This window comes from Bdellovibrio sp., from assembly GCF_047637665.1.
GTDB lineage: Bacteria > Bdellovibrionota > Bdellovibrionia > Bdellovibrionales > Bdellovibrionaceae > Bdellovibrio.
Genome location: NZ_JBLJBT010000026.1, coordinates 13,251 through 38,445 on the forward strand (window position 1 = coordinate 13,251; position 25,195 = coordinate 38,445).

Annotated in this window: 21 protein-coding genes; 12 read left to right on the forward strand and 9 right to left on the reverse strand. The window is 46.8% G+C overall.

Features of this window, described 5'->3' with window-relative positions; all coding sequences use genetic code 11:
- Nucleotides 1-250: 250 nt before the first annotated feature.
- Together ACM64D_RS08200 and ACM64D_RS08205 are read left to right on the forward strand one after the other, a co-directional pair.
- Nucleotides 251-1,639, forward strand: coding sequence for a TldD/PmbA family protein (locus ACM64D_RS08200; protein ID WP_415062715.1), 1,389 nt, complete (start codon nt 251-253; stop codon nt 1,637-1,639).
- The gene (locus ACM64D_RS08205) at nt 1,639-2,982 is read left to right on the forward strand and encodes a TldD/PmbA family protein (RefSeq protein ID WP_415062716.1); all 1,344 of its coding nucleotides are present in this window, start codon (nt 1,639-1,641) and stop codon (nt 2,980-2,982) included. Before ACM64D_RS08200 ends, ACM64D_RS08205 begins: the two co-directional genes overlap by 1 nt.
- 69 nt (nt 2,983-3,051) lie before the next feature.
- On the opposite strand, the gene ACM64D_RS08210 is transcribed toward ACM64D_RS08205, so the two are convergent.
- From ACM64D_RS08210 to ACM64D_RS08220, 3 genes are all read right to left on the reverse strand, one after another.
- On the reverse strand, nt 3,052-4,044 hold the full coding sequence (locus ACM64D_RS08210; RefSeq protein WP_415062717.1) for a hypothetical protein: 993 nt from the start codon (nt 4,042-4,044) through the stop codon (nt 3,052-3,054).
- Nucleotides 4,045-4,356: 312 nt separating this feature from the next.
- A complete protein-coding gene (locus ACM64D_RS08215; protein WP_415062718.1) occupies nt 4,357-4,836 on the reverse strand; it encodes a hypothetical protein in 480 nt (159 codons plus the stop codon).
- Nucleotides 4,837-4,948: 112 nt separating this feature from the next.
- Entirely contained in the window at nt 4,949-5,719 is a 771-nt protein-coding gene (locus ACM64D_RS08220; protein ID WP_415062719.1) for an HAD family hydrolase, read from the reverse strand.
- Between the two features lie 180 nt (nt 5,720-5,899).
- Between ACM64D_RS08220 and topA the strand changes: the two genes are divergently transcribed.
- The 6 genes from topA (at nt 5,900) to ACM64D_RS08250 (ending at nt 14,911) form a co-directional block, all read left to right on the forward strand.
- A complete protein-coding gene (gene topA, locus ACM64D_RS08225) occupies nt 5,900-8,587 on the forward strand; it encodes a type I DNA topoisomerase (protein WP_415062720.1) in 2,688 nt (895 codons plus the stop codon).
- Between the two features lie 75 nt (nt 8,588-8,662).
- Nucleotides 8,663-9,562: a hypothetical protein gene (locus tag ACM64D_RS08230; RefSeq protein WP_415062721.1), complete on the forward strand. Its 900-nt coding sequence runs from the start codon at nt 8,663-8,665 to the stop codon at nt 9,560-9,562.
- A 121-nt stretch (nt 9,563-9,683) separates the two neighbouring features.
- Complete coding sequence (locus tag ACM64D_RS08235; RefSeq protein ID WP_415062722.1) at nt 9,684-11,705, forward strand: S41 family peptidase; 2,022 nt, start codon at nt 9,684-9,686, stop codon at nt 11,703-11,705.
- Nucleotides 11,706-11,904: 199 nt separating this feature from the next.
- The gene (locus ACM64D_RS08240; protein WP_415062723.1) at nt 11,905-13,014 is read left to right on the forward strand and encodes a thiamine pyrophosphate-dependent dehydrogenase E1 component subunit alpha; all 1,110 of its coding nucleotides are present in this window, start codon (nt 11,905-11,907) and stop codon (nt 13,012-13,014) included.
- Nucleotides 13,014-14,069 carry an alpha-ketoacid dehydrogenase subunit beta gene (locus tag ACM64D_RS08245; RefSeq protein WP_415062724.1) on the forward strand — a complete coding sequence of 352 codons (1,056 nt, stop codon included), beginning with the start codon at nt 13,014-13,016 and terminating at the stop codon, nt 14,067-14,069. The genes ACM64D_RS08240 and ACM64D_RS08245 overlap by 1 nt, the downstream gene beginning before the upstream one ends.
- Nucleotides 14,069-14,911 (forward strand): class I SAM-dependent methyltransferase, encoded by an 843-nt coding sequence (locus tag ACM64D_RS08250; protein ID WP_415062725.1) that lies wholly within the window; start codon nt 14,069-14,071, stop codon nt 14,909-14,911. The genes ACM64D_RS08245 and ACM64D_RS08250 overlap by 1 nt, the downstream gene beginning before the upstream one ends.
- Before the next feature lie 80 nt (nt 14,912-14,991).
- Here ACM64D_RS08250 and ACM64D_RS08255 read toward each other — a convergent pair whose 3' ends face one another.
- Nucleotides 14,992-15,531, reverse strand: a complete 540-nt coding sequence (locus tag ACM64D_RS08255; protein WP_415062726.1) for a hypothetical protein — start codon at nt 15,529-15,531, stop codon at nt 14,992-14,994.
- A 284-nt stretch (nt 15,532-15,815) separates the two neighbouring features.
- Here ACM64D_RS08255 and ACM64D_RS08260 point away from each other — a divergent pair, with 284 nt between their 5' ends.
- Entirely contained in the window at nt 15,816-16,625 is an 810-nt protein-coding gene (locus ACM64D_RS08260) for a phosphatase domain-containing protein (protein WP_415062727.1), read from the forward strand.
- A 30-nt stretch (nt 16,626-16,655) separates the two neighbouring features.
- Here the strand turns inward: ACM64D_RS08260 and ACM64D_RS08265 are convergent, their stop codons facing one another.
- Genes ACM64D_RS08265 through ACM64D_RS08280 form a run of 4 tightly spaced genes read right to left on the reverse strand, consistent with a single transcriptional unit; the run spans nt 16,656 to nt 19,640 of the window.
- A complete protein-coding gene (locus ACM64D_RS08265) occupies nt 16,656-17,693 on the reverse strand; it encodes a hypothetical protein (RefSeq protein WP_415062728.1) in 1,038 nt (345 codons plus the stop codon).
- Between the two features lie 40 nt (nt 17,694-17,733).
- Nucleotides 17,734-18,249, reverse strand: a complete 516-nt coding sequence (gene pyrE / locus ACM64D_RS08270; RefSeq protein ID WP_415062729.1) for an orotate phosphoribosyltransferase — start codon at nt 18,247-18,249, stop codon at nt 17,734-17,736.
- A gap of 33 nt (nt 18,250-18,282) precedes the next feature.
- Nucleotides 18,283-18,597 (reverse strand): divalent-cation tolerance protein CutA, encoded by a 315-nt coding sequence (gene cutA / locus ACM64D_RS08275; protein WP_415062730.1) that lies wholly within the window; start codon nt 18,595-18,597, stop codon nt 18,283-18,285.
- Between the two features lie 2 nt (nt 18,598-18,599).
- Nucleotides 18,600-19,640 (reverse strand): CNNM domain-containing protein, encoded by a 1,041-nt coding sequence (locus ACM64D_RS08280; protein ID WP_415062731.1) that lies wholly within the window; start codon nt 19,638-19,640, stop codon nt 18,600-18,602.
- Nucleotides 19,641-19,865: 225 nt separating this feature from the next.
- Here ACM64D_RS08280 and ACM64D_RS08285 point away from each other — a divergent pair, with 225 nt between their 5' ends.
- From ACM64D_RS08285 to ACM64D_RS08295, 3 genes are all read left to right on the forward strand, one after another.
- Nucleotides 19,866-20,666 (forward strand): dienelactone hydrolase family protein, encoded by an 801-nt coding sequence (locus tag ACM64D_RS08285; protein WP_415062732.1) that lies wholly within the window; start codon nt 19,866-19,868, stop codon nt 20,664-20,666.
- A 99-nt stretch (nt 20,667-20,765) separates the two neighbouring features.
- Complete coding sequence (locus ACM64D_RS08290; protein ID WP_415062733.1) at nt 20,766-21,236, forward strand: hypothetical protein; 471 nt, start codon at nt 20,766-20,768, stop codon at nt 21,234-21,236.
- Nucleotides 21,237-21,484: 248 nt separating this feature from the next.
- Complete coding sequence (locus tag ACM64D_RS08295) at nt 21,485-22,927, forward strand: hypothetical protein (protein ID WP_415062734.1); 1,443 nt, start codon at nt 21,485-21,487, stop codon at nt 22,925-22,927.
- A gap of 139 nt (nt 22,928-23,066) precedes the next feature.
- On the opposite strand, the gene fusA is transcribed toward ACM64D_RS08295, so the two are convergent.
- Complete coding sequence (gene fusA / locus ACM64D_RS08300) at nt 23,067-25,175, reverse strand: elongation factor G (protein WP_415062735.1); 2,109 nt, start codon at nt 25,173-25,175, stop codon at nt 23,067-23,069.
- Nucleotides 25,176-25,195: the final 20 nt, after the last annotated feature.

Sequence of the window (25,195 nt, forward strand, 5' to 3'; positions counted from 1 at the left end):
TCCGCAAGTAATTTTCTTGTTGTGAGATCAGCTAAAAAAACCCACTTCGCAAGAGGTGGGTTTTTGCTTTTTAAGAGTATCGGTTGGGTGGAAAGAGCTAGATTGTTTTATCTCTGGACATCGGTCGGGAAAGCTACTTTCTGGGATGGTATCATATATTGATACTTAGCGCGTCTCTTCTGCGCCCTGATCTTTTCTATTATGGAGGTGGCTCTTTTTTCGGCTATTCTGCCAAGATCAAGGAGGCGTCATGATTGTTCAACCTCATATTCTTACCAAAGCTCTGGATGCGGCCCTCAGTACGGGAGCGGACTTTGCGGATATTTTTCTTGAGGACACCTATTCTTCACAGCTCACGGTTTTAAATTCAAAGCCCGAACAAGCCATTGTCGGTCAGTTGTACGGAGCCGGGATTCGTTTGTTTTTTGAGCATGAAATTGTCTATGTCACGACCAATGATTTATCTGAAGCGGGTTTGGTTAAAGCGGCTCTGAATGCGGCCCAAACGCGTGGGGCCGGGGTCGCAAAAAAAACCATGCCCTTGATGCAAGTGCCTTTTGATTCCATTCATACTTATGGCGAAAAACCCTGGGAGATGAATCGGGATCGTAAGTTTCAGTGGCTGAACTCCCTCGATCAGTATTCACGGGCGCGCCATGCGGCGGTGACTCAAGTTGAGGCTGGTTTGAACGAGAAATTTCAAAGAGTGCAAATCGCTAACTCACGCGGCGTGATGGCTTATGATGAGCGAGCGTATTCTCGTTTGCGTATGCAAACCTTTGTAGAAAATAACGGTGTCAAAGAGAGTGCCGCCGAAGATGAAGGCCATATGGGCACTTCTGAAATTTACGATCAGATCAATTTGAAAGAGCTTGCCGAGAGAAACGCAGACTGTGCCATGATGTTGACGACGGCGGCTTATGCCCCTGCAGGTGAGATGCCGGTAGTCATTGATAATGGTTTTGGCGGAGTGATCTTCCATGAAGCTTCAGGGCATGGCCTTGAAACGACAAGTGTGGCCAAAGACGCCTCTGTGTTTTGTGGAAAGCTGGGTCAAAAGATTGCCCACGAAAGTGTCACGGCGATTGACGATGGGACTATTCAGAATGGTTGGGGCTCTTTGACTATCGATGATGAAGGCAACAAGACACAAAAAACAACTCTTATTGAAAACGGAGTCTTGAAGTCTTATATCGTCGATGAGATGGGCTCCCTTCAGACGGGGCATGCGATCACGGGAAGTGGCCGTCGCCAGTCTTACAAGTATGCTCCCGCTTCGCGTATGAGAAACACCTATATCGCGGCGGGGAAGGACACATTTGAAGATATGATTCGTGATGTGGATTACGGATTGTATGCAAAAAAAATGGGGGGAGGTTCCGTCAATCCTGGAACGGGAGACTACAACTTCCAAGTGAGCGAGGCTTATATCATTCGTAACGGGCGCATCGAAGAGCCCGTGAAAGGGGCTTGTTTAATTGGCCGAGGTATCGACACGCTTGGAAAGATCACCAAGGTTTCAAATGATTTAAAATTGGCCCGCGGCATGTGTGGTTCTGTGAGTGGAAGTATTCCAGCAGCAGTGGGACAGCCGCAAATCTTGGTTTCAAGTTTGATGGTTGGCGGGAGAGCAAAATAATGGATGCTATTAAAGAAAATTTTCAAAAGATTGTTGAACTGGCTCGTCAAGATGGCGCCAAGGTCGAGATGTTATTGTCTGGCGGTGAAGACCTGAGCATTGGCTATCAAAAGAATAAGCTCGAGTCTTTTGAGGCGACGCAGTCCCAGATGGCCGGTCTGCGAGTCATCCTGGGGGCCAGTCAGGGGTACGCCTACACAGAGAATCTTTCTGATGAATCTTTGTTGCGCACCTATCGTGAGGCTTTAAGTAATGCCAAGACCGTGCAAAAAGGCGAGAGCTTGGAAGTGCCGCTTGTAAAACCTCAAACCGTGCAGGCCATGAATCATCTTTTTAATCCGGAAAATGTAACCATGGATAAAAAGATGGAAGTAGCTCGTCTTTTGGAAGAGATCAGTTTGAACGTGGATAAACGTGTTCAGGCTGTTCCCTATTCTGGATTTAGCGAGACGGTCAGTTTTAAACGCATTTTAAACTCTGAAGGTTTGGATCAAGAGTTCAAACAGAACTACTATTCCGGCTATGCTTATGCGTTGGCGAAAGAGGGGGAATCTTCGAAGATGGATGGCGAGGGGTTCTTTGTTCGCTCTTTTCAAGATATTAAAACCAAAGAAGTGGCGGAGGAGGGTGTGCGCAAAGCTCTTTCTCGCCTAGGGGCACAGAAGTTGCCAACGGGAAATTATGCCGTGGTGATTGATCGCTCGCAGTTTCCGATGGTGCTGCAAATGATTTACTCTTATTTTTCAGCCAAACAAGTTTACGAGGGTAAGTCCTTGTTCAAAGGGAAGCTGGGACAGAAAATTGCCAGCGAAAAGTTTCAACTGGTGGATGATCCGTTTGAACTTCGTGGCAGTGCGGTTCGACCCTTTGATGATGAGGGGGCTTCTTCTCAAAAGACGGTTCTTTTTGAAAAGGGGGTTCTGAAAAACTTCCTGACTAATTTGGAATACGCAAAAAAGATGGAGTTGCCTCACACGGCTCACGCCCGTCGAAGTCCGGCGTCTCAGTTGGAGATTGCTCCGACGAATCTTTTAGTGGCAAAAGGAACGAAATCTTTGCAGGAACTTTTGGCTTCTCATACGAAGGTAGTTCATCTGACCGAGTTTTCAGGCGGTCTTCACGCCGGCTTCAAGGAAACCACCGGAGACTTCTCGATGCCGGCCGAAGGATTCTTATATGAGAACGGCAAGTGCATCGGCCCCATCGATCAGTTTGTGATGTCGGGGAATGTTTTAGACCTGCTACGAGATATCGAAGATCTGGGGAATGAATACAATAAACCCGGCAGCTCGATGATTTGCCCTGATGTTTTGGTGAAGTCGTTGAGTTTTGCGGGCGCCTAGATTTTTTAAATAAAGGTGATTATAAGAAAAACCCCTCTCGAGAAAAGAGGGGTTTTTTATGGCATCGACTTAGCGACCAAGATTTGCAAGAAGCATTTGTAGGAAGGCGGCCATGGTCTGTTGTTGATTTGATCCCAAACCGATATTGGGAAGAGCCGCGTTTTGTCCCTGCATCAAGCTGCCCAGCAATGTCGTGATGGCCGAGTTGTTAATCACTTGAGAACCCGCCAGTTGACCCAATCCCAAGTTTGAACCCGAAGCGAAAGAGCCTAACAAAGTTTGTAGTAAAGAGGCGTTCATTCCGCCAGGAAGGGCAATTCCTGAAATGCCTTGAACAGAGCCAGCACCAATTTGTGAAAGAATACTTGAGAATAAAGTGGAGTTCAGACCGCTGGTCCCATTGATGCCGCCGATACCCAACACGGCGCCAGAAGAAATACTTTGAATGATGCTTGAAAGATCACCAGAGCCTAATCCTGTTGAGCCGAGGTTTCCCGTCAGAGATCCAATCAAAGATCCCGCGACTTGAGAAATATTTCCGGAAGAGATTCCTGCGTTCGGCAGATTCTGAAAGAGGGAGCCGGTGAGAGTCTGAATAAGATCGGTGGGAACTCCCGTTCCCGAGGCAGAACCAAGAATTGATCCCAGGGAGCCATTGCCAATAAGAGCTAAAAGATCTGTGGCCTGCCCGGTGGGAAGTCCCAGTCCGCCGACACCTTGAGAAGCCCCGCCAATAAGAACAGGAAGGATCGCGCTGAGATCATTGCTGTTGCTGAGCCCGGCACCGCCAAGGGCAGAGCTGGCCATGCCAATAATAGTGCTGATCTGAGAGTTGTTAAGTGAAATTCCGGTGGTCGTGATTTTCTGGGCTGAGGCGCTGCCGGAATTCTGTGTGGCTCTTAGTGTCGCTTCAAGTTCTTGAAGCATCTTTTGTGCTTCGGAAGTGTTCTGGACACTTTGTGGAGCGTTTTCACTGGCGGCATCAACGGCTGACATGTTGTTGTTGCATCCTGCAAGAAATCCAATCGCTAACAATGCTGAAACGAGTGCTTGCTTGTTCATGGTGGTCCCTCCTCTTGAGATCCAAAAACAGATTAGAGGAAATTCTGAAAAATAAAAATGGGCAGGAAAAAATATAATTTTGTGTGTTTACGGAAAATGCAGATTTTAAAAAATTGCTGTCGAAGAAATTTGCAGAAGATCGTGGATAACATAAGAATGTCTGAAGGGTGAACAGTTCACAGAGCAATTCGTGAAAATGTCCCTTTAAGCAGGAAAAATAAATTCTTGAAGTGAGACGAATGAGTAAGAAAAGCTCGTTTCTAAAGGTTTAGAAATCGTCAAGGAAGCAGACAAAACCTGCAGACGAGGCTCTTAAGGGGAGCCTCGCTGACAATAACCCACGACATCCATGAAGGTGGCCATGATTTCGGCGTTGAAAACCTGTCTTTTGGCGATCCACATGATCAGAACAAGATCGGGATTGGGTAGCTCGCAAAAGCCCGCCTCGATGTAGCACTTGTAGTGAGAGCGGATGCCGATGCTTTGAATGTTGTTACAGGAAAGATCGGGATTTTCGTAAAGATTGGCTAGCAGTTCTTGTTGCAGACAAGCGCGAATGCCTTTGGCGACAACCTGCCCGGCGGGGGAAAAGGAATCGTGTCTTCTGAGATACTCTTGGCAGTAAGGCAGGGCAAATTTTCTGATATAGGATTGATACCCGCAACGCAGACTGTTTTCGATGTCGTAGTAGGTGTCACAGCTGTTTTCAAGATCAGAAAGTTCCTGAGTGTAAGCGGGAGTTGCTGAAAAAATCAGTGAGATTAATAAGAGGGTGAAGATTGATGCCTTCATAAAGTCCTCGATTCGTGGCCGCTAATATAAGGCGACTTGAGCGAGAGCTCAATGTGGACTTTATGAGATGTAAACTTTCGTGTGCAGCCTCTTTACAGACCCCGGGGGTGGGCTATTTAAGAATGGCCGCCGCGATCTCCGTGAACCCCAAGCCGCCACGTTGTTGAGTGATATAGGCCGGCTTATCCTTAATCTGGTCTATAAAATTCTGAATATTGGCAACTGCGAAGCTGTGGGGGAAGTACCGAAACATGGGCTCGTCATTGGGGGAGTCTCCACTGAAGCCGCATACTTTTTTTGCTTCGTCTGCGCTGACTCCAAATTCCTTTTCCAGGAAACGCAAAGACATGGTGAGTTTGTCATAACTGCCAAACCACCCATTGACGTGAATCGAGCTGACTTTGGCTTGGGCGCCATGGGATTCAAAAATGGAAACGATCTTTTGCACTTCACTGCGCGGAAGGGCGGGCACATCTTCGCAGAAATCAATGGCCAGATCCATTAAGCGACAAAACTGATCGCTGGCAAGATCGCATCCGGGAACCTTATGAAGAATTTCTTTTTCTATTTGCTGAAGTTTTGTGCGATTTTCTTTTTGCGTCTTTTCATCAAAGAAAAAATGCCGATGCATCTTCTTGTTGTGATACCTAAAATAGAAGCCGCCGTTTTCTCCGATGATGCCACTCACGGGCCAAACTCGTGCGATCATTTCACACCAGCCTGCTGGACGACCGGTGACGGGAATTACGTGAAGGCCAGAACGTGAAAGTTTCCATAAAGCCTCGTAAGCTTCAGGACCTAGGTGCCCGTCGTCGGTCAGGGTGTCGTCGATATCCGTGAGAAGAAAACGCAAAGAATCGGAGAACTCAGAGATGTTTTTCATACTACAAACTTACCGGAAAAAGCGCTTTGAGACCAAAAAGTATGAAGAGATGTTCGAGTCCTTTGGTACGGCTTGTTAAAAATTAGACTTGCACCTTAAGGCAATCACCTTCATTTTTTGTCTATATATATAGTACGGGCTACGCCATCGACTTTGGGCGAGTTCGGATAAGGACTTATCATGGCTAAAAAAAGTGACGCATCTGATGGAATCAAATTGGTCGTTGTGGAGTCTCCCACAAAGGCAAAGACGATTCGTAAGTTCTTGGGGAAGGATTATGTGGTGGAGTCCTGCATGGGGCATATCCGCGATCTTCCACAGTCGGCAAAAGACATTCCTGAAAAAGTAAAAAAAGAAAAATGGGCGCAGTTGGGAGTCAATGTCGATAAAAACTTTGAACCTCTGTACTGTGTTCCCAAAGATAAAACCAAAGTGGTGAAGAACCTCAAAGACAAACTTGAAGAAGCCTCAGAGCTTTACCTCGCGACGGATGAAGACCGCGAAGGGGAGTCGATCAGTTGGCATTTGTTGGAGGTTTTGAAACCCAAGGTTCCGACCAAACGAATGGTGTTCCATGAGATCACCAAAGAGGCGATTCAAAAAGCGCTGAAAGACACTCGTGAAATTGATTTGAATTTGGTGCGTGCTCAAGAGGCGCGTCGTATTCTGGATCGTTTGGTGGGTTACACGATTTCTCCACTGTTATGGAAGAAGGTCGCTTACGGATTGTCGGCGGGCCGAGTGCAGTCGGTGGCGGTGCGTTTGATCGCCGAAAGAGAACTTGAGCGCATCCGTTTTAAAAAGTCTTCTTATTGGGGCGTGTTGGCCGAACTTTCCAAGGACGGTGTGAACTTTGAATCTCGCCTTCAGCAGTATAAAAATCAACGTGTAGCCACGGGAAAAGACTTCGATGGTCTGACGGGGCAGTTGACGGCGGGCAAAGACGTCTTGGTGCTTGATGAAAAGACGGCCTCGGGTCTTGCTAAAGATTTGAAGTCGGGAAATTGGGCGGTGACCGATGTGGAAGAAAAGCCCACATTCAGAAAACCAGCTCCTCCTTTCATCACTTCGACCTTGCAGCAAGAGGCCAACCGTAAGCTGGGTTTGAGTTCGCGTGAGACCATGCAAGTCGCGCAAAAGCTGTATGAACAAGGTTTCATCACTTATATGCGTACCGACTCGACATTCTTGTCGAACGAGGCGATCACGGCGTCACGTGACTGTATTCAAGGTAAATATGGAAAAGAATATTTGACCCCGCAACCGCGCAATTATGCGGCGAAAAAAGTGAAGGGGGCCCAAGAGGCCCATGAAGCGATTCGTCCTGCTGGAAATCAGTTTATGGATCCGGATGAAACGGGTCTCACAGGAACTCAGTTCCGTCTTTATGATTTGATTTGGAAACGAACGATTGCTTCGCAAATGGTGGATGCTCGTCAGAAACAAGTCAGTGCGAAAATTCAAGTGGGTGACGCTCTTTTCGGAGCGTCGGGAATGACCATTGAGTTTCCGGGGTTCTTGCGCGCTTATGTGGAAGGCAGTGATGATCCAGAAGCAGATTTGGCGGAACGAGAAGTGCGTTTGCCGGCGTTGAAAGTGAAAGACGGCGTGAAGTGCGCGAAATTGGATCCGACGTCTCATGAAACCAAACCACCCGCTCGTTATACCGAGGCGAGCCTTGTACAGACGATGGAAAAAGAAGGTATTGGTCGTCCTTCAACATACGCCTCTGTTATCGGAACGATCATTGATCGTGGATATGTTCGTAAGAGCGGAACAGCGTTGGTGCCGACCTTTACGGCGATGATCGTTTCAAAACTTTTAGGCAATTATCTTTCTGAATATGTGGACTTGGGTTTTACCTCTGAAATGGAGCAAAGCCTGGATAATATCGCTGATGGCGACTTGGATTGGGAAAAATATTTGGCATCCGTTTACAAGGGGCCAAAAGGATTGCGCGCCCGCGTGGATGCGCAAGAGGAAAAGATTGATCCAGACGATGCGCGAACCATGACTTTGGAAGGCATGGATAAATATAAGTTCCATGTGGGACGTTATGGTGCTTACCTCACAGCCAAACGGGATGGAGAAGATGTCAGCGCGTCTTTGCCTGACAATGAGTCTCCGGCGGATATCACACCGGAGATTGCTGAGAAATTGATTGATCAAAAAATTAATGGAGCTGACGCCTTAGGAAAAGATCCGAAAACGGACGAGCCCATTTATGTTTTAAGTGGTCGTTATGGCCCGTATGTTCAGTTGGGAGATGTGTCTCCAGAGAACGACAAACCCAAGCGTGCATCCTTGCCTCCGGGCGTTCAGCCTGAGCAAGTTGATTTGCAAATGGCGTTGGATCTTTTGTCTTTGCCGAAAACCTTGGGGAAACATCCCGGCACGGGCAAGGATATCAAAGCGGGCTTGGGACGATTTGGTCCTTTCGTGGTTCATGAAGGGGACTATCGCTCGATTCCAAAAGGAGAAAGCATTTTTACGATCACTCTTGAGAGAGCCATCGAGATGCTAAGTCAGCCCAAAAAAGGCCGTGGTAAGGCAGCCCCATTGAAAGAGCTTGGTGCTCATCCGGATTCTGGGGAGGCGATTCAAGTTTATAATGGACCTTATGGGCCCTACATTAAGAGTGGAAAAGTGAATGTGTCTCTTCCTGAAGGAGCAACCCCAGAAACGGTGACCCTGGAGCAAGCCGTGGCTCTAATCAATGAGAAGGGCGGCACCAAGGCGAAGGGGAAAGGCAAAGGAGCTTCTGCGAAAGCCGCTCCGAAGAAGAGCCTGAAGAAGGCGGGGACCGCAAAAGAAAAAGCCGAAGCTCTTGGTGTCAAAAAAGTAGTCACTCGTAAGAAGAAAAAGTAATTTGTTCATCCCCCTTTTCCAGAGGGGGTTTCTTTGTTAAATTCACTCCAACTTTAGTTAGAAAGTGGAGTTGTTATGAGCGACAGTCCCCGTAAGGGACAGTTGGAGTTAGGAATCAATCGCGCACCTGAGAAGGATAGAAACTTCGATAAAGGTGGGCGCAGTTTTTATTTTTTTGATTTCGACGATAACATTGCTTTTCTTACTACGCCTCTGATTCTTTTCCATAAACAGGATCGTCGTGAAGTGCAGATTTCCAGTGGAGATTTTGCGCAATATCATCAATCCATTGGTAAATCCGGTTTGTATGAAGAGTATGATATTGATTACTGCGATATGACCGGGACCTTCCGAAATTTTCGAGACCATCACATTGATGAGTTAGCAAAGTTGCAAGGTAAGAAGCAGGTCTTTGTTCAAGACGTTGCCGAAGCTTTGGGATTTGCTGATTTTCAGTGGAAGGGACCTTCTTGGGAATGTTTCTATCATGCCGCTTTCAATCAACGGCCTCTTTCGGTTATTACGGCACGTGGACATCATCCTGAAACGCTGAAAGATGGGATTCGGGTGTTTGTGCAAAATCGAGTTCTTCCTTTAGAGCCCAACTATCTGAGTGTCTACCCAGTAAGTCACAAAGAGACTCGTGTGCAGTTGGGGGATCCTGAGTTTAAAGAAGGCACCGCGGAGCTGAAGCAACGAGCTATTCGCGCAAGTGTGGAAAAAGCCATCGAAGTTTATGGCTACAATCCTCATCACCGCTTTGGAATGTCTGATGATGATCCTAAAAATATTCAGCTTATCCTTGAAGAGATGACTCGACTAAAGGCGAGGTACCCTGAAATGTCCTTCTTCATGATCGAAACTCAGCACGGAAGTTTTGTGAAACATGAAGTAAAGGCAGGGGGCTTGCGCGCGGACAAAGTAGAGAACCTCTCACAACTTTCCTTTTTTGAAGAAGATCGACGAAAGTCTTAATGTTTCTTCCACGTCCTAATTTATGACGAGCTTCATAAATTGAATGCTCTCTTATAAATCTTTGATAATCTAATGAAATCACGATGGCTCCCAGAGGGAGCGCGGACACGGAAGGATCATCATGAGTTCATTCTCTAGAGGTGTTAAAGGTTTCATTATTGCCGGTTCATTGGCAATCTCGTCACTGGCATCTGCCCAATTAAAAGAGGGTTTAGAGTGCCGTTATCTTACAGTCATTGAGCAAGGCTTCTTGGCGAATCACGTTAAGTACTCTAATCGTGATGCGGATTTACAGAATCGCGTGGTTGATCAGTATCTCAAAAGATTGGATCCTTCAAAAATTTATTTAACTCAAGCTGACGTAGATCAAATTAAAAAAATCAGTGGAAATGTTTTTGAGAAAACAAAAAATCGCGATTGCAGTTTCCTAGAGCAAACACAAAAGATTGTCCTAGAGAGAGTGAAAGATCGTGCGTCTTTTGCTAAAACGTATCTTGGAAAAGATTTTAAGTTTGATGCAACGACGGAGTTCACTTTTGATCCCGAGAAAAAAGCGTGGCCGAAGGATGGCAATGAGGCCAATGAGTATTTAAAGAAATACATCCAGTTCCAAATCGGAAATTATTTGGCGACAGACATGAAGTTGGAAGAAGCCAAAAAGAATGTCGCAAAAAACTACGAACGTGCGGTAAAGAGAACTCAAGACACCACTGTGGATGATCTGTATTCAGGATATTTGGATTCTTTTGCAAGAGCTTTAGATCCACATTCCAGCTTTTTCTCTCGTGACGTTCTTGAAGATTTTGAAATTCAAATGCGTTTGTCATTGGAAGGAATTGGCGCGACTCTTTCTTCTCAAGATGGCTTTACTGTTGTTGAACAGTTGGTTCCTGGTGGAGCTGCTGCCAAATCAGGGCAGATTGAGCCTCAAGATAAGATCGTAGCTGTCGGTCAGGAAAAAGGTCCGATGGAAAACGTGATCGACATGGATTTAAAAGACGTCGTTAAAAAGATTCGCGGGAACAAAGGCACGAAAGTGCGTTTGACGATCTTGCGTAAATCAGGCGACGGTAAAAAACGTTTTGATGTGACGTTGACTCGTGAAAAAGTAAATCTTGAAGACGAGGCGGCTTCTATCACGTTCGTGGACAGAGAAATCAACGGGCAGAAAAAGAAGTTGGGAATTATCAACTTCCCGTCCTTCTATGCCGATTCTCGACGCGGTGGACGCTCTTCTGCGGCAGACATGAAGAAGCTCGTGAAAGAAGCTAATGAAAAGAAAGCGGATGGATTGGTCTTGGATCTTTCCAATAACGGTGGAGGCTCTTTAGAAGACGCCGTGAAGATTGCGGGTCTGTTCTTCCAAACTGGAAATGTTGTAAAACAATCGTCTAAGAATGAAGGGCGTGCCGAATCGGCTCTTCGTGATACGGATCCGACTGTGGACTGGGCGGGGCCTTTGGTTGTTTTGACCAGCCGTATTTCCGCGTCCGCTTCCGAGATCGTGTCAGGGACTTTGCAAGATTATAAACGAGCAGTGATTGTCGGTGGCGACCACACTTACGGTAAAGGAAGTGTGCAGTCTGTTCTTCCTATTCCAAACAACTTGGGTGCAATCAAGGTGACGGTGGGAATGTTCTTTGTTCCGGGCGGTAAATCCACTCAGCATCGTGGTGTCGATGCAGACGTGGTGTTGCCAGGTCCTTTCAGTACTGATGATATCGGTGAGAAGTACATGGATTACTCTTTGCCGCCAAAAACGATTGAACCTTTCTTGTCGCCGGATGCCTATGTGAAAGAAGGTCCGGGGATGTGGAAAGAGATCAAACCAGAGTGGTTGAAATCTTTGCGCGACAGATCTTCCGAGCGTGTGGCGAAGAACGACGAGTTTAAGAAAATCGTAGATGAGCTGAATAAGGCCAAAGCGCGCGGCAAAGTGATCCGTGTCAGCGAAGTGCTTAAAGATAAAAATGAAAAAGATAAAAAAGATAAGGCAAAGAAGACCGCTAATAAGGCCAAGAAAACGGAAGAGTACTTAAAGCGTCCTGATATTCAGGAAGCCGAGAGTGTTCTTTTGGATCTGATTCAGTTGGAAGAGGGGAAGACCCTGGTCCCGCCGAAACAGGCTAGTAACGCCAAGTAGGGCGGCTTCGGAGTCCTTGAGGGCCATGTTTGTTGTTGTTAGAGCCCAGGGCGAAACCCTGGGCTTTTTTATTGCCTAGAGATGGGGCATCGCTCCTCGGAAATTTTGCATATAGCGGGATTTGGGGCTCTTTCGAGGTGACAAAAGCCTCTCTTTTCGCTTAGATAGACCGGAAATCGACCCTTTAATGGAGAACTGAATGTCTAAAAAGACCACTGTAAAAGCGGGAGGTAAGGCGTCTGCGAAAAAGACCCTGAAGTCCGCTGCCAAGACATCCGTGAAAACTTCTAAAAAAGTGACAACCAAAAAGCACGATTTTGGCGGACTCTCTGAAGAGATTTTGCTGCGTATGCATGATCTGATGGTGAAGTCGCGTGTCCTTGAGGAAAGATTAATTAAAATCTACAAAGCCGGGGAAGCCTACTTCTGGATTGGTGGACCTGGTGAAGAAGCTTGGGGTGTGCCACTGGGAATGCTGGCCAGAAAAGGTCAGGGCTTAGAGCATGACTGGTTCCACTTACATTATCGTTGTACTCCCACGATGGTCGCCTTGGGGCTGAACATGATCGACTCTATTCGTTTGATGATGAATAGAGCGACAGATCCATCTACGGGCGGTCGAAACTTTTCCAGTCACTATTGTTTTCCTCAATGGAATGTGGCGCCGGTAACGTCTCCTTTGGAGGTTCAGTACCCGATTGCTTGTGGAACGGCTCACGCGCAAAAGCGAGCGGGCAAGAAAGCATTGTCGATTGTAACAGGCGGAGACGCGGGAACTGCGGAAGGTGATTTTGCATCATGCTTGGTATTAGCTTCACGTAAAGGACAAGAGTTGCCGCTTCTTATTACCGTTCAAAATAATGGTTACGGCATTTCGACTCCGTATGAGGGCCAACACGGTGAAACACATATCGCGGATCGTGCGCGTGCTTTTAACATCCGTTCGCGCATTATAAATGGAAATGATCCTGTTGAAACCTATCTCGCTTTGCAAGAAGAGATGGAATATATCCGAAAGACAGGAAAGCCCTCTTTCATTGAGGCGATGGTGACGCGTTTGTATGGTCACTCGTCAGCTGACGGAGCCAATAAAAAACCTCAGTTGTTTGATCCTGTGCTCAGCTTTGAGAAGCGTCTGATTGATGCGGGCTTGTTAACTGAAAAAGCCGCGAAGAAAATTTGGGAGATCTACGAAACGGAAGGCGTTGTTGCTCAAGAGCAAGCTCGCCAGGAACCCGTGCCGACGCCGGAGTCCGTTTGGGATCATGTCTACGTGAACAATGAGAATGCTGATTGGAGGAAGTTCTAATGGCAAGTGTTGCACAGGCCATCCGAATGGCCCTTCATTATGGTGAAACGAACTTGGGTGTTAAAGATATTTTTGGTCAAGACGTGGGGGCTCCTTTGGGAGGTGTTTTCACGGCCACTCAAGGTTTGAAGACAGCGTGGAACTCTCCGTTGGATGAACGCGGTATCATCGGCATGGCGATGGGAATTGCCATGGGTGGAGATCGTTGCGTGGCTGAGATCCAGTTCGCGGATTATATCTTTAATACGATCGATCTTCTTAAGATTGCCGGGAACACCTTGTGGTGTACGAACGGTCAGATTCAACTTCCGATGGTGGTGATGACTCCGGTGGGTGCGGGAATCTTTGGTTCTGTTTATCATTCACATTCTTTTGATGCGTGGGCGTCTCGTCTTCCTGGTTGGAAGATCGTGATGCCATCAAATCCGTTGGATGCTTATGGCTTGATGTTGTCAGCGATTCAGGATCCCAATCCAGTGTTGTATCTGAAATCGAAAGCGTTGATGCGCCATAAAGGGGAAGAGCTGATTCCTGGGGAACCTGCCGATGAAAAAGAACTGAAGGCGATGATTGATAAGCCGGTTCAAAATGCGGAAGGCTGGAAGCCTCGTTGGCCGGATCTGCAAGAGTATTTAGTGCCCATCGGTAAAGGCAAGATCACTCGTTCGGGAGATCATATTACCGTGGTGACATACAGTCGCATGGTTCATCTCTGTGATGAGGTGGCGGATAAGTTGGCGCAAGAAGGTATCTCTGTTGAAGTGATCGACCTTCGTTCCATTTACCCTTACGATTGGCAGATGATTAAGTCTTCTGTTGAAAAAACCGGACGGGTTCTTTTTGTGAATGAAGATACGGAAGTGACGAACTTCGGTGAGCATTTGGCTTATCGAGTAACTCAGGAGTTGTTCTATCAATTGATGGCGCGTCCTCGTGTGTTGGCGGGTAAAAACTTGCCGGGCATTGGTTTGCATCCGAACCTTGAGAAAAACTCTGTCCCTCAGATTAACGATATTGAACTCGCGATTCGCGAAGTAGTTGCGGAAGTGCCCTAATGGCTAAAAAAGAAGTGTCCCACAAAAAGAAAGTACGTCGTCGTGTAAATAAGAAAAGCGCGAAAATCCTCTTTGATAAATATGAACTTTATCGAAAAGCGGTTCAGTCTGCTGAAAACGACGTGGTTTTTATCCGTGATACCTACAAGGAGCTGAAAGGGAAAAGCCCACGCACTTTCCGTGAAGACTTTTGTGGAACCTTTGCGTTGTCAACAGAGTGGATCAGGCTCAATCCTCGTCACGAGGCGATTGGTATTGATTTAGATCCAGAGCCCATGGCTTATGGTCGTCATCACTATTTGGCGAAGATGAAGCCTGAACAGCAGCGTCGCATGAAGTTGATTGAGGGCAATGTTCTTGATCCCAATCTGCCGAAATCCGATATTGTCGCCGGGATGAATTTTTCTTATTTCTGCTTCAAGCAAAGAGATGTTTTGAAGAAGTACTTTGCAAATGTCTATAGATCCTTGAACAAGGATGGCATGTTCTTAGTGGATATTTTCGGTGGCAGTCAGTGTTATGATGCTATCGAGGACACCATCAAGCACGAAGGCTTCACTTACTATTGGGATCAGACCAATTTTGATCCTGTGACCAACGAAGCTTTGTTCCATATTCACTTCCGTGTGTGGGGTAAAAAGATCGAACAAGTTTTCTCTTATGACTGGAGAGTCTGGTCGATTCCTGAAATTCGCGATATCATGCAGGAAGTGGGCTTCCGTAAGACCCACGTCTACTGGGAAGGCACGGCCAAAGATGGCAGCGGGGACGGAAACTTCACTCGTGTCGATCACGGGGAAGCTTGTCAAAGCTGGATTGCTTATATCGTCGGAGAGAAATAAGCAGATATTGTATTCAACCTGAAATTAAAAAAGCCGAGGCAGACTGTCTCGGCTTTTTTGTTTGAGTGCCTCTCAATGTTTTAGAAGGATTCGCAGCGAATGGGGCCTTTGCAGTAGGTGGGGTGAGTACCGCTTCCGCAGGCTTTGCGAACATTGAACTCGGCTTCAATGAGGGATTTTCCTTCGGCTTTGAAGGTCTTTGAGTAGCCCGTATCCGTCATGATACAAAGAGCTCCATTCATCCCACGTTCTTCGCGAGGATTGCTGCATTTAGGTTGTGCTTGGCAGTATGTGGGGTGAGTTTCGCGACCACAGGTTTCGCGGACAACGGCCTCTGCCTCTAAGCGGGTGCGCCCCTTTCCAAGAAATACTTTATTATAACCAGTGTCTTCAAGCAGGCAGGCGACCTCTTGGGGTTCGGGGTAGGGTTGGGGGCGTTGGTTGTATTCAAGATTGCTGACTCGTTGATGAAGTTGATTGATCAGGGATTCCAATTGATTGACGCGACTTTCGAGCACCCGAACGCGATCATCGGGTCTAATTTGAGCGCCCGCTTGAGTGGAAAAGAATAAACAGGTCGCCGAAAGCAGAAGTACCAGAGAGTTTTTGAATAATGACATGGTATTGGCCCCTTGAAATGGTGTTTTTTTGCGGACTTTTTCCTTCTTAAAGCCCGTAGACCCTCTTAAAGCAAAGTCAGGGCCAGGGGAATTGGTGTCAAAAGGGCTCTGATTTTGGATGGGAGGTGGCTTGAAAATTGGATCAAACCTGTTTCTGTTCCCCTTGGTTGACTGAAATGAAATAGGTTTTCAGCTGAGGGCGGAGAAGGAGCCATATTTGCGCCTCTGTCTAGGGAATAGACGATGTGGACGTGGGTTCGTTGTTTGGAATGAGGGAGCTGTTTATGAAAAGACTTTTGACCGTTATTCTTCTTTTGTCGGGCCTTTCCCAGGCGGCGTTGGCGAAAATTTTGGTAATCTCGGATATCGATGACACCATCAAGGTCAGTCATGTTCTCACCAAAAAGGGGGCGGCAAGTTCCTTCCTCGATGACGACAGTCGTTTTGTTGGAATGTCTGAACTTTACCGCCTGCTGAGTTTCAATCATGACGACATTGAATTCCATTATGTCAGCTTGGCACCCAAGATTTTGATGAAATCCAAACACAGTGAGTTTCTTGAAGAAAATAAGTTTCCCGTCACGAACTTGCATATGAATCCGGGGATGAAGCAAGACCCTGAGCTAAAGCAAAAAGTCATTCGTAAGTTATTAATAGAAAAGAAGCCTGAACTGGTTATCTACTTCGGCGACAACGGTCAGTTTGACGCCGTTGTTTACAATCAAATGACTCAAGAGTTTCCTCAAATTCCGTCGGTGAGTTACATCCGCGAGGCGTATTCGTCGAAGGGAGAGTCCCCTCACCCCACGATGTCGGGACAAATTGGTTTTGTGACGACGGTGGAGGTGACTCTGGATTTAATACAGAAGGGATTGTTGCCGGAAAAAGCATACCCGGTCATTGAAAATCTTGTCTATAAGCGCCTTCTTCGCGACAGTCAGTCAGAAATCTTCGGAGAAATGGTGTTCCCCTGGTGGCAAGATTGTCGCGACTTTAAATGGCAATGGGACATCAAAAACCCCACGGCAAAGTTGACGTATCTTAAGCAACAAATCGATCGAAAGTGCCAACTGCAAAATGTGGCAACTCACTAAATGAAAAAAGCCCTCTTGCGAGGGCTTTTTTTATCGAACTCCACCACCTTGGCGGGCTTTGGCTGGTTGAGGAGGAGGCGGTGGTGGCGGAGGTAGCGCACCTGGTTTTATCGGGTCTGGTTGCTTCGTGGGTTTGGTACTTGTTGAAGTCGCACCACAAAAATCAGCCGAGATTTCACAGGAGTTCGCCATGGATTTACAGAAGTTGGTGTTCTCTGATGAAGACTGCAGGAAGGAATTCAAAAGAGGATCGCCTTTGCCTTCATGCATTCTTTCCATTTCACGCAGACATTCGCTCAGACCATTGTCTTTGTCGCCGGATTGAACAATACGATCACCTGAGGTCTTCTTTTCACCAGAGACATCGTACTCTGACTGCAACGCCTGCTTCAGTCGTCGAACGAAAGCGGGACGTCGATCTGATTTTTGCTGTCCTTGATTGTAAGTAGGATATTTCTCAGCGAAAGATTGGTCAGCAGCGTCTTTGGGGTTGTTGCTCTTATAGGGGTCTGGACTGTTCAAAAGAAGATAGTTCATGTTCTCTGCGGAGTTCCAGCCAAAGAAGGAACTGTCAAAACCGTAGTACTTTCCAAGAGACTTCATCCCGCTATAGTCGAGATTCGCATTGCGAGTCAGGCCGGGGTAAATGTATTGACCCCAGTCATCGCCACCGATGTCAGAACTCTTGTTGGTTGCAGAGCGAGCGCGCTCTTTGCTGATGTACTTTTGGCAGAAGCCATAATCTCGTAACATGGAAATGACGAAGATCTGATAGTTTGTTCTGGCTTCGGAATCCGCGCTAATATTGTTTCGACCTTTAGGATCAAGCTTCGCATGTTGCACAGCCATCGTACCTAAAAGAGTCAGCCACTTTTCTGATGGAACAACTTCGCGACCGCCCGCTTTATCTGCGAAGTACTTTTGGGCTCCGCAGGACACACACTCCAGTTGAGTGTTTTTTAAGTTTAAACCACTGCTGCGGCAATCGAACTCATCATACCCCGCAAAACTTGTCGCTGAAGATATAACAATCGCAGAGATTGTCAGAACTCGTTGATACCTTTTCATGCCTTTTTCTCCTGGTAGGTAAACCAGTCCTTTTTATCGGCTAGAAATCGGATTTCATAAAGAGGGGACTAAGGGCTAGGCCGACCTCCGTGAGTTTGGGTTCAGGGAAGACGGGGCCACGGTGAATCACACACAGAACATGGCTGATTTCAGCGCCTAAAGAGCGTAGATCCGCCGTAGAAAGCACGACTTGGCCTCCTGTGGTCACGACGTCCTCAATCACGCAGACTCTCTTGCCTTGGATGTCCAGGCCTTCGGCGAATTGGCAGGTGCCGTATTCTTTGGCTTCCTTGCGCACAAAAACGCAAGGCAGGCCGGTCTCTAATGACAAGGCGGTGGCGATGGGGATGCCTCCCATTTCAAGTCCAGCCAGAACTTCAGTTCCAGCGGGGATCAATGGCGCCATGTGTTTGGCGATCTCACGAAGCAGGGCCGGTTGGGCTTCGAAGCGATATTTGTCGAAGTACTCATTTGAAATTTGCCCTGAACGCAATTTGAATTCGCCGGTCAAATGAGCTACGTCGTAAATCTTTTTTGCCAACTCTTGTTTTGTCATGAATCCCCCTGAAATCTAGAGAGATCATAGATGTTACTTGAGGCTCTCTTCAAGCCACTTCTTGTAGGACGCGTTGATTCCCAGGACGGGAAGAGTCATCACACAGGGCACCTCGTAGGGATGAAGCTCTTGAACTCTTTTTGTGACACTGTCTTGTGCGTCAGGGGTTTTCAAGGTTTTAAGGATGAGGATATACTCAGTGCTTGTCTCTATTTTCCCCTCCCACCAATACATCGACTCCATGCCCGGAATGATATTCGCACAAGCAACCTGTTTTTCTTGCATCAGGGTGGTGGCGATATGTTCCGCAGTGGCCTTGTCGGGGCAGGGGATATAGAACAAGATCATGCTTAGCTCCGGCGGAGTTTTTGTTTACGCAATTGCCATTGCTCTAGCGCAAACTTTCTCATGTCTTCCACGTTATCCAGTTCGTCGACGATCTCAACACCCAAAAGAGTTTCAACGGCATCTTCCAAGCTGACCAGTCCGGCCACGATACCGTATTCGTCTACGGCCAAGGCAATGTGTTCTTTTTCTTTGATGAAAAAATCTAGAACTTGCGAAACCGTCATACGCTCGGGAATACTCGAGATCGGAGTCACCATATCGCCGACCACTTTTTCATGTTGATCGTTGGAAAGGGCTTCGTGAATTTTATAACGATACGTCATGCCGATGATGTTGTCTAAACTTCCTGAATAAACCGGGATGCGGGAAAATCGCAAAGGTTTGTACTTGTTAAAGACTTCTTCCACCGTGAGCTCTTTATCGAGGGCAAAAAAGACTGAGCGCGGAGTCATGATGTCGGAAACATAGATCTTATCCAGCATCAAAAGATTCTTGATAATGTTGGACTCTTTACCCTTCAGAGTCCCTTCTTCCACGCCAATTTCTGCCGTCATGAGAAGCTCTTCGCGCGTGACTTCGGGATCTTCGGAGGTTTTTGCAAAAAACTTTCCCAACCATTCTGACAAAAGCACCAGAGGATACAAAGCCAGAATCATAAATTGAATCGTGTAAGCCGCAAAGGGGACGAGAGCTTTCCAGTGTGCGGCTCCGATGGACTTCGGGATGATCTCTGAAACGATGAGGATCAAGAAAGTTAAGATGAAGGAGGCGGCCGTGACGGCCTCTTGTCCAAAGTGAACTTGAATCTGGTAAGCGATGGCGGCGGAGCCTAAGGTGTGAGAAAGAGTGTTCAGAGTCAGAATCGCGGAAATCGGGCGGTCAATATTCTCTTTGAGGTGTTCCAGAAGCTTGGCGCTTCTTTTATTCTCTTTGACGAGCACCCCGATGTAAGCGGAAGTCGAAGTTAAAAGAACGGCCTCTAACATAGAACACAGAAATGAAATACCAATGGTGCTGATAAACAAGACGATAAGTAATGTCATAGTGGTTGCAATGCAGGGAGGTTAATTGTGATTGGCCAGGGCCTATAATAATCCATAGATGACTAAGTCTATCATAGCAGGGAAGGAGGCTGTCTATAACGCGACTCGCAAGGTCCTGTTTATTTCCATTTGGCCATAAAATTGTCTGTTTGCAGGCGACTGAAAGCCATTTTGACGGACTTGATGGGGTCTCTATAGACTTTAGTAAAGATAAAAGGAGTTAAGATGAAGGTCCTATTCGCCCTTTTAGGGGTCCTGATTATTCAGTGGGGTTTGATGAGCACAAAAGCACATGCTGCCATTACGTCGGAGGCCGTGGAGTACAAAGATGGAAAAACCACTTTGGAGGGTGTCCTGGTTTATGATGACTCTTGGACGGGGCTTCGTCCTGCGGTGATGATTGTCCACCAATGGATGGGGTTGACGGACTATGAAAAGATGCGGGCAGAGCAGTTGGCGGCAAAAGGTTATGTGGCCTTTGCCATCGACATCTATGGCAAAGGAGTTCGCCCCAAGGATGCCGCAGAGGCGGGCAAGCTTGCCATGCAATACAAGACGGACATCAAAGCTTATCGTCAAAGAGAAAAGGCCGCCTTTGACTATCTCGTGAAAAATAAAAGGGTGGACGCCAAACGGATCGTCATTATGGGCTATTGTTTCGGCGGTACCGGAGCTCTTGAGGCGGCTCGCGCCGACTTTCCCATCGTAGGAGCGGTGAGCTTTCACGGAGGCCTTTCAACTCCGAATCCACAAAATACAAAAAATATGAAAGCCAAGCTGTTGGTTCTTCATGGTGCGATCGACCCCAATGTCCCTCCCAAAGAGGTCGATGGTTTTATGAAAGAAATGAATGACGCCAAAGTGGATTATCAATTTGTCGCTTATTCGGGAGCAGTTCATGCTTTTACTCAGAAGAGTGCCGGAAATGACATCTCCAAAGGGGTGGCTTACAACGAGGCCGCAGACCGTCGTTCTTGGCAGGCGTTGATGGACTTTCTGGGTGAGGTCGCTCCGCTGTCTAAATAGTTGTCATTCGTGAAAATAGGGTAAGGATGGCCCTCGCCTCTGGCGGGGGCTTTTTGTTTGTGCTAAAGACAGCCCTTGAAATACCAAAGGGGTTTATAAATGAAATCGTTAATTCTTGCAGTGCTTGTTTCTTTTGCGATGGTGGCCCATGCGGGTGCTTCGACAGATTCTCTTGATTTGGTGTCAGCAAAAAAAGGAAAGAAATCCGAGCCGGCTCCTAAAGATCGTGATGAGCGTACGGGTGGGGAAGAAACTCCGGATTCTCGTGAAGAAACGTACGAAGGCAATGACCGTGGCGGCGGTGGTGGCTCTTTTGATGGGGGCGGCTATGACGGCGGTGGCGGAATGGGCGGAGAGCTTTTCTATGCTCCAACAGCTAAAACATATCCGGTGACCAGCAATGTGAAGACAGAAGATCGTGGTGATGTGATTATTTATACAACGACAATTCAAGAGGATCTCAGCGCTTCAGAGACCTGCACGAAAATCGTCGTGACGGTGGTGGATAAGAAAACGAAAAAGGTCTTGTCGACAGACAGCGATGAGTTTTGTAATCACTGGCCTCTTTAACTCCTAGAAATCAGTAAGCAGAAATAAGAAAGGGCTGACGTAAAGTCGGCCCTTTTATTTTTTGAAGACTTTTTTTCCTGGCGCCCGGTGAGTGGTTTCCTCTCTGGTACGTAGTCTCATTCTGAGACGTTCTACAAGAGGACTATCAAATACTGTCACTAAATATGAGTCTTTACAAAAGAATGTAAGTCATTTCAATGAGTTCAAGTGGTCCTTGTTTTGCACTTTTAGTGAAAAGAGGAGTCTCTATGAAGCCGCTTCTAACATTCTTAATGTTCGCTCTGTTTTTACCTCTTTGCGTGTTCGCTCAGACCGAAGCGATCATTCAAAGTACGGTGCAAAGTTTGAGCGCCATGGCGGCAGGGGATTCTGCGCAGGTCTTCTTCTCTGAAAAAGTAAAACAGGTTGAAACTCCCACGCATACTCAGCTCATCGCCATCTTCTCTAACGGAGAAGCTAAGTTGAAGTTGATATACGATTCAGAAGCCTTGAAGAAACCTGAACTCTTTGTCAAAGATCTTTGTGTGCTCAAAGCTCTCTCTTCAAGATGGGAAGGGTCTTACCATTATATGCTTGTTGAAACCTTTTTCAACGCTCAACACGGAAGCTTGTCGGCCCGTTATGAAATTATGAAGCTTGGGGGGAGTGTCTTGCGGGAAAGCTATCTCGACTCTCTCGAGACGCTGAAGAATCAAGATCCTGCCTTGTTCGAGAAAATGCGAAATCAGATAGCGCTTGAAAAAGAGACCTCAGTCGCGCAAATAGAGGAAGCCAAAATGCAGGCGGAAGCGGACACACGAAGGAAACACAAAGAGTTGTTGCGATACCGCGAGCAAACTCAACTTCTTGAGAAGTACGAATCCATGTCTGACAAGCTCAACGATTTGATTCTTAAGAACGATCGGGCCGGAGTCCGCAAGATGCTAGAAGCATATCTTCCTTGGTCTGTGATGGAGCCGATGGAGGCTAAAACCTGGAAGGTGTGGTTGGATGCAATCGAAAACCCAGATCCTTCTCGTATGACAGTCGCGTTCCGTGGCGTCGACTATACGACGGATAAAGTACAACGCTTAAAGATGGCTGATGGCAGTGAACACTTGGGTTTTATGTCGACGGTTCTCACGAAGAATCAAGGAAGTTACACGCGACGATTGCGCTCTTTAACAACGAATCGAAGCAATGGACTCAAGACGATGACTTCTTTTCTTACAACAGAGACCATGAGCAGCCACGCCGGAGACCCGAAGGCGTCGAGCTATATTTCTTTTACACTTTCTCCATGGGTCGCACATAGATTTGTGGGATCTGATAAGGCTCTTACTAAGAATGGTTTCACTGAAATGGTTCCAAACGGCGGTCTATTGGCGGTGAAGATGGATTCACGTCGCCTGCTTCCCAATATTATCTCCTCTTTTTCTCATGAGGTGGAATTGCTGGCGCCACTCATCGTCTTTCCCGATGAAGTCGTGAAGTTCCGGGAAGGCGCGCTTCCTATGCGTGGCATGTTTGAAGAGCAAAGCGTAGAAAAAATGAAAGCCTTCATCGAAGACGTGCGCCTGAAAACCGGAGTCGACTTTTCTCAAAGAAAACCAATATTTTCACCAGAGCTCAAAACTCAAGCTTTGAATTTCTTCGAGGAAGCCGCACAGAAACCGCTATACGCGCCAAGATGTTCAGGCATTTTTAATTAAGAAGATTGTGTTACGCACTGTAGACGTAAAAAATCACCAGGCACCTTTTGCGCTTTAATAGCTAAAACAAGATAGCTTAAAAAGAAAAAGCCCGATGTTTCCATCGGGCTTTTTTATTTGTGCTTTTGTGGTTGAGAAATTACTTCTGCTCAGCTGCGCGCTTCGCTTGGTATTTCTTCGCAAGTTCTTCTTGGATGTTGCGAGGTACAGCAGCGTACTTCGCGAATTCCATAGAGAACTCACCTTTACCTTTAGTTGCAGAACGAAGATCAGTTGAGTAACCGAACATTTCTGTCAACGGTACTTCCGCTTCGATCACGCAGTTGCCTTCGAAAGCAGTTGTTCCCACGATAGTACCACGGCGTTGGTTGATTTGACCAACCGCTGAACCTTGGTATTCGTCTGGAACAGTTGTCTCAAGCTTCATGATAGGCTCAAGAACTGTTGGTTTCGCAGCAGCGTAAACTTCACGAAGAGCCGCCATACCAGCGATCTTAAACGCCATGTATGAAGAGTCGACATCATGGTACGCACCGTCTTCAAGAACAACTTCAACACCCACGATTGGGAAGCCGATGAGTGGTCCTTTAACCGTTTGCTCTTTGAAACCTTCTTCAACAGCAGGGATGAATTCTTTAGGGATACGACCACCGACAACTTTGTTTTCGAATTTGAAAACAGCGCCGTCTTCTTGTGGAGGAAGAGGTTGGATTTTACCAACGATCTTCGCGTATTGACCCGAACCACCCGTTTGCTTTTTGTGAGTGTAATCATATGGAGCTTCTTGTGAAATGGTCTCACGGTAAGCAACCTGAGGTTGACCCACGATCACTTCACAGTTGAACTCACGCTTCATACGCTCAACATAGATTTCCAAGTGAAGCTCACCCATTCCAGAGATGATAGTCTCGTTGGACTCCTCGTCACGATGAACGCGGAAAGTAGGGTCTTCCTTACGGAACTTTTGCAACGCCTTAGAGAAGTTATTCGCGCCAGCTTTGTCCTTAGGAGCAACTGCCAAGCTGATAACTGAATCAGGAACGTGCATAGATTGCATAGAAGCCTGGATGTTTTCATCACAGAACGTATCACCAGAAGCACAGTCGATACCGAACAATGCCACGATGTCACCAGCGTAAGCTGTGTCGATGTCTTCCATCTTGTCAGAGTGCATACGCACCAAACGAGGAATCTTTACAGATTTCTTGTTGACCTGATTGATGATGAAGTCGCCTTTGCCCATCTTACCTTGGTAGATACGCATGTAAGTCAACTGACCAAATGGAGTCTCTTGAAGTTTAAACGCCAAAGAAACCAAAGGTTTTGTGTTATCTGGGAAAAGGTCAAACTTCTCTTCGTTCTTGTTAAGATCAAGAGCTTGCTCTCGTTTCTCAGCAGGAGATGGAAGATAGTAAGTCACAGCGTCCATCAAACGTTGAACACCTTTATTTTTGAAGGCAGATCCACAAAGAACGGGAACGATCTTCAAGGCAATAGTGCCTTTACGAAGGGCCGCGCGGATTTCTTCAGTAGAAGGCTCTTCTTCCATCAAGAATTTTTCTTCGATGGTAGGGTCGATGTCAGCCAATTTACCGATCATGATTTGGCGGTATTTTTTAGCCTGATCAACAAGGTCTACAGGGATCTCTTCAACTTTAACAGTTTCCCCAGACTCACCTTCGTTGATGTAAGCTTTCATATCAGTCAAATCAACGTGACCTCTGTGTTGATCTTCCAAACCGATTGGAATTTGGATCATCACAGCATTCAAACGCAATTTTTCGATCAAAGCGTCAGTAACACGGTAAGGATTGGCACCTTGACGGTCCAATTTATTTACGAACGCCAAACGAGGAACGCTATAACGTTTCATCTGACGGTCAACAGTGATGGATTGAGATTGAACGCCGGCTACACCGCAAAGAAGAAGGATAGCCCCGTCAAGAACGCGAAGAGAACGTTCAACTTCTACTGTGAAGTCCACGTGCCCCGGAGTATCGATCAAGTTGATTGTGTAATCCTTCCACTGAACCTGAGTCGCAGCAGACTGGATGGTGATACCTTTTTCTCTCTCTAGATCCATGGAGTCCATTGTCGCGCCCACGCCGTCTTTACCACGAACTTCGTGGATAGCGTGGATTCTTCCTCCATAGAACAAAATACGTTCAGAAGTCGTCGTTTTTCCCGAGTCGATGTGAGCCGAGATACCGATGTTTCTGACCATATCAATATTCCACTTTTTGGACATATCGTTACCCTTCGTTATCT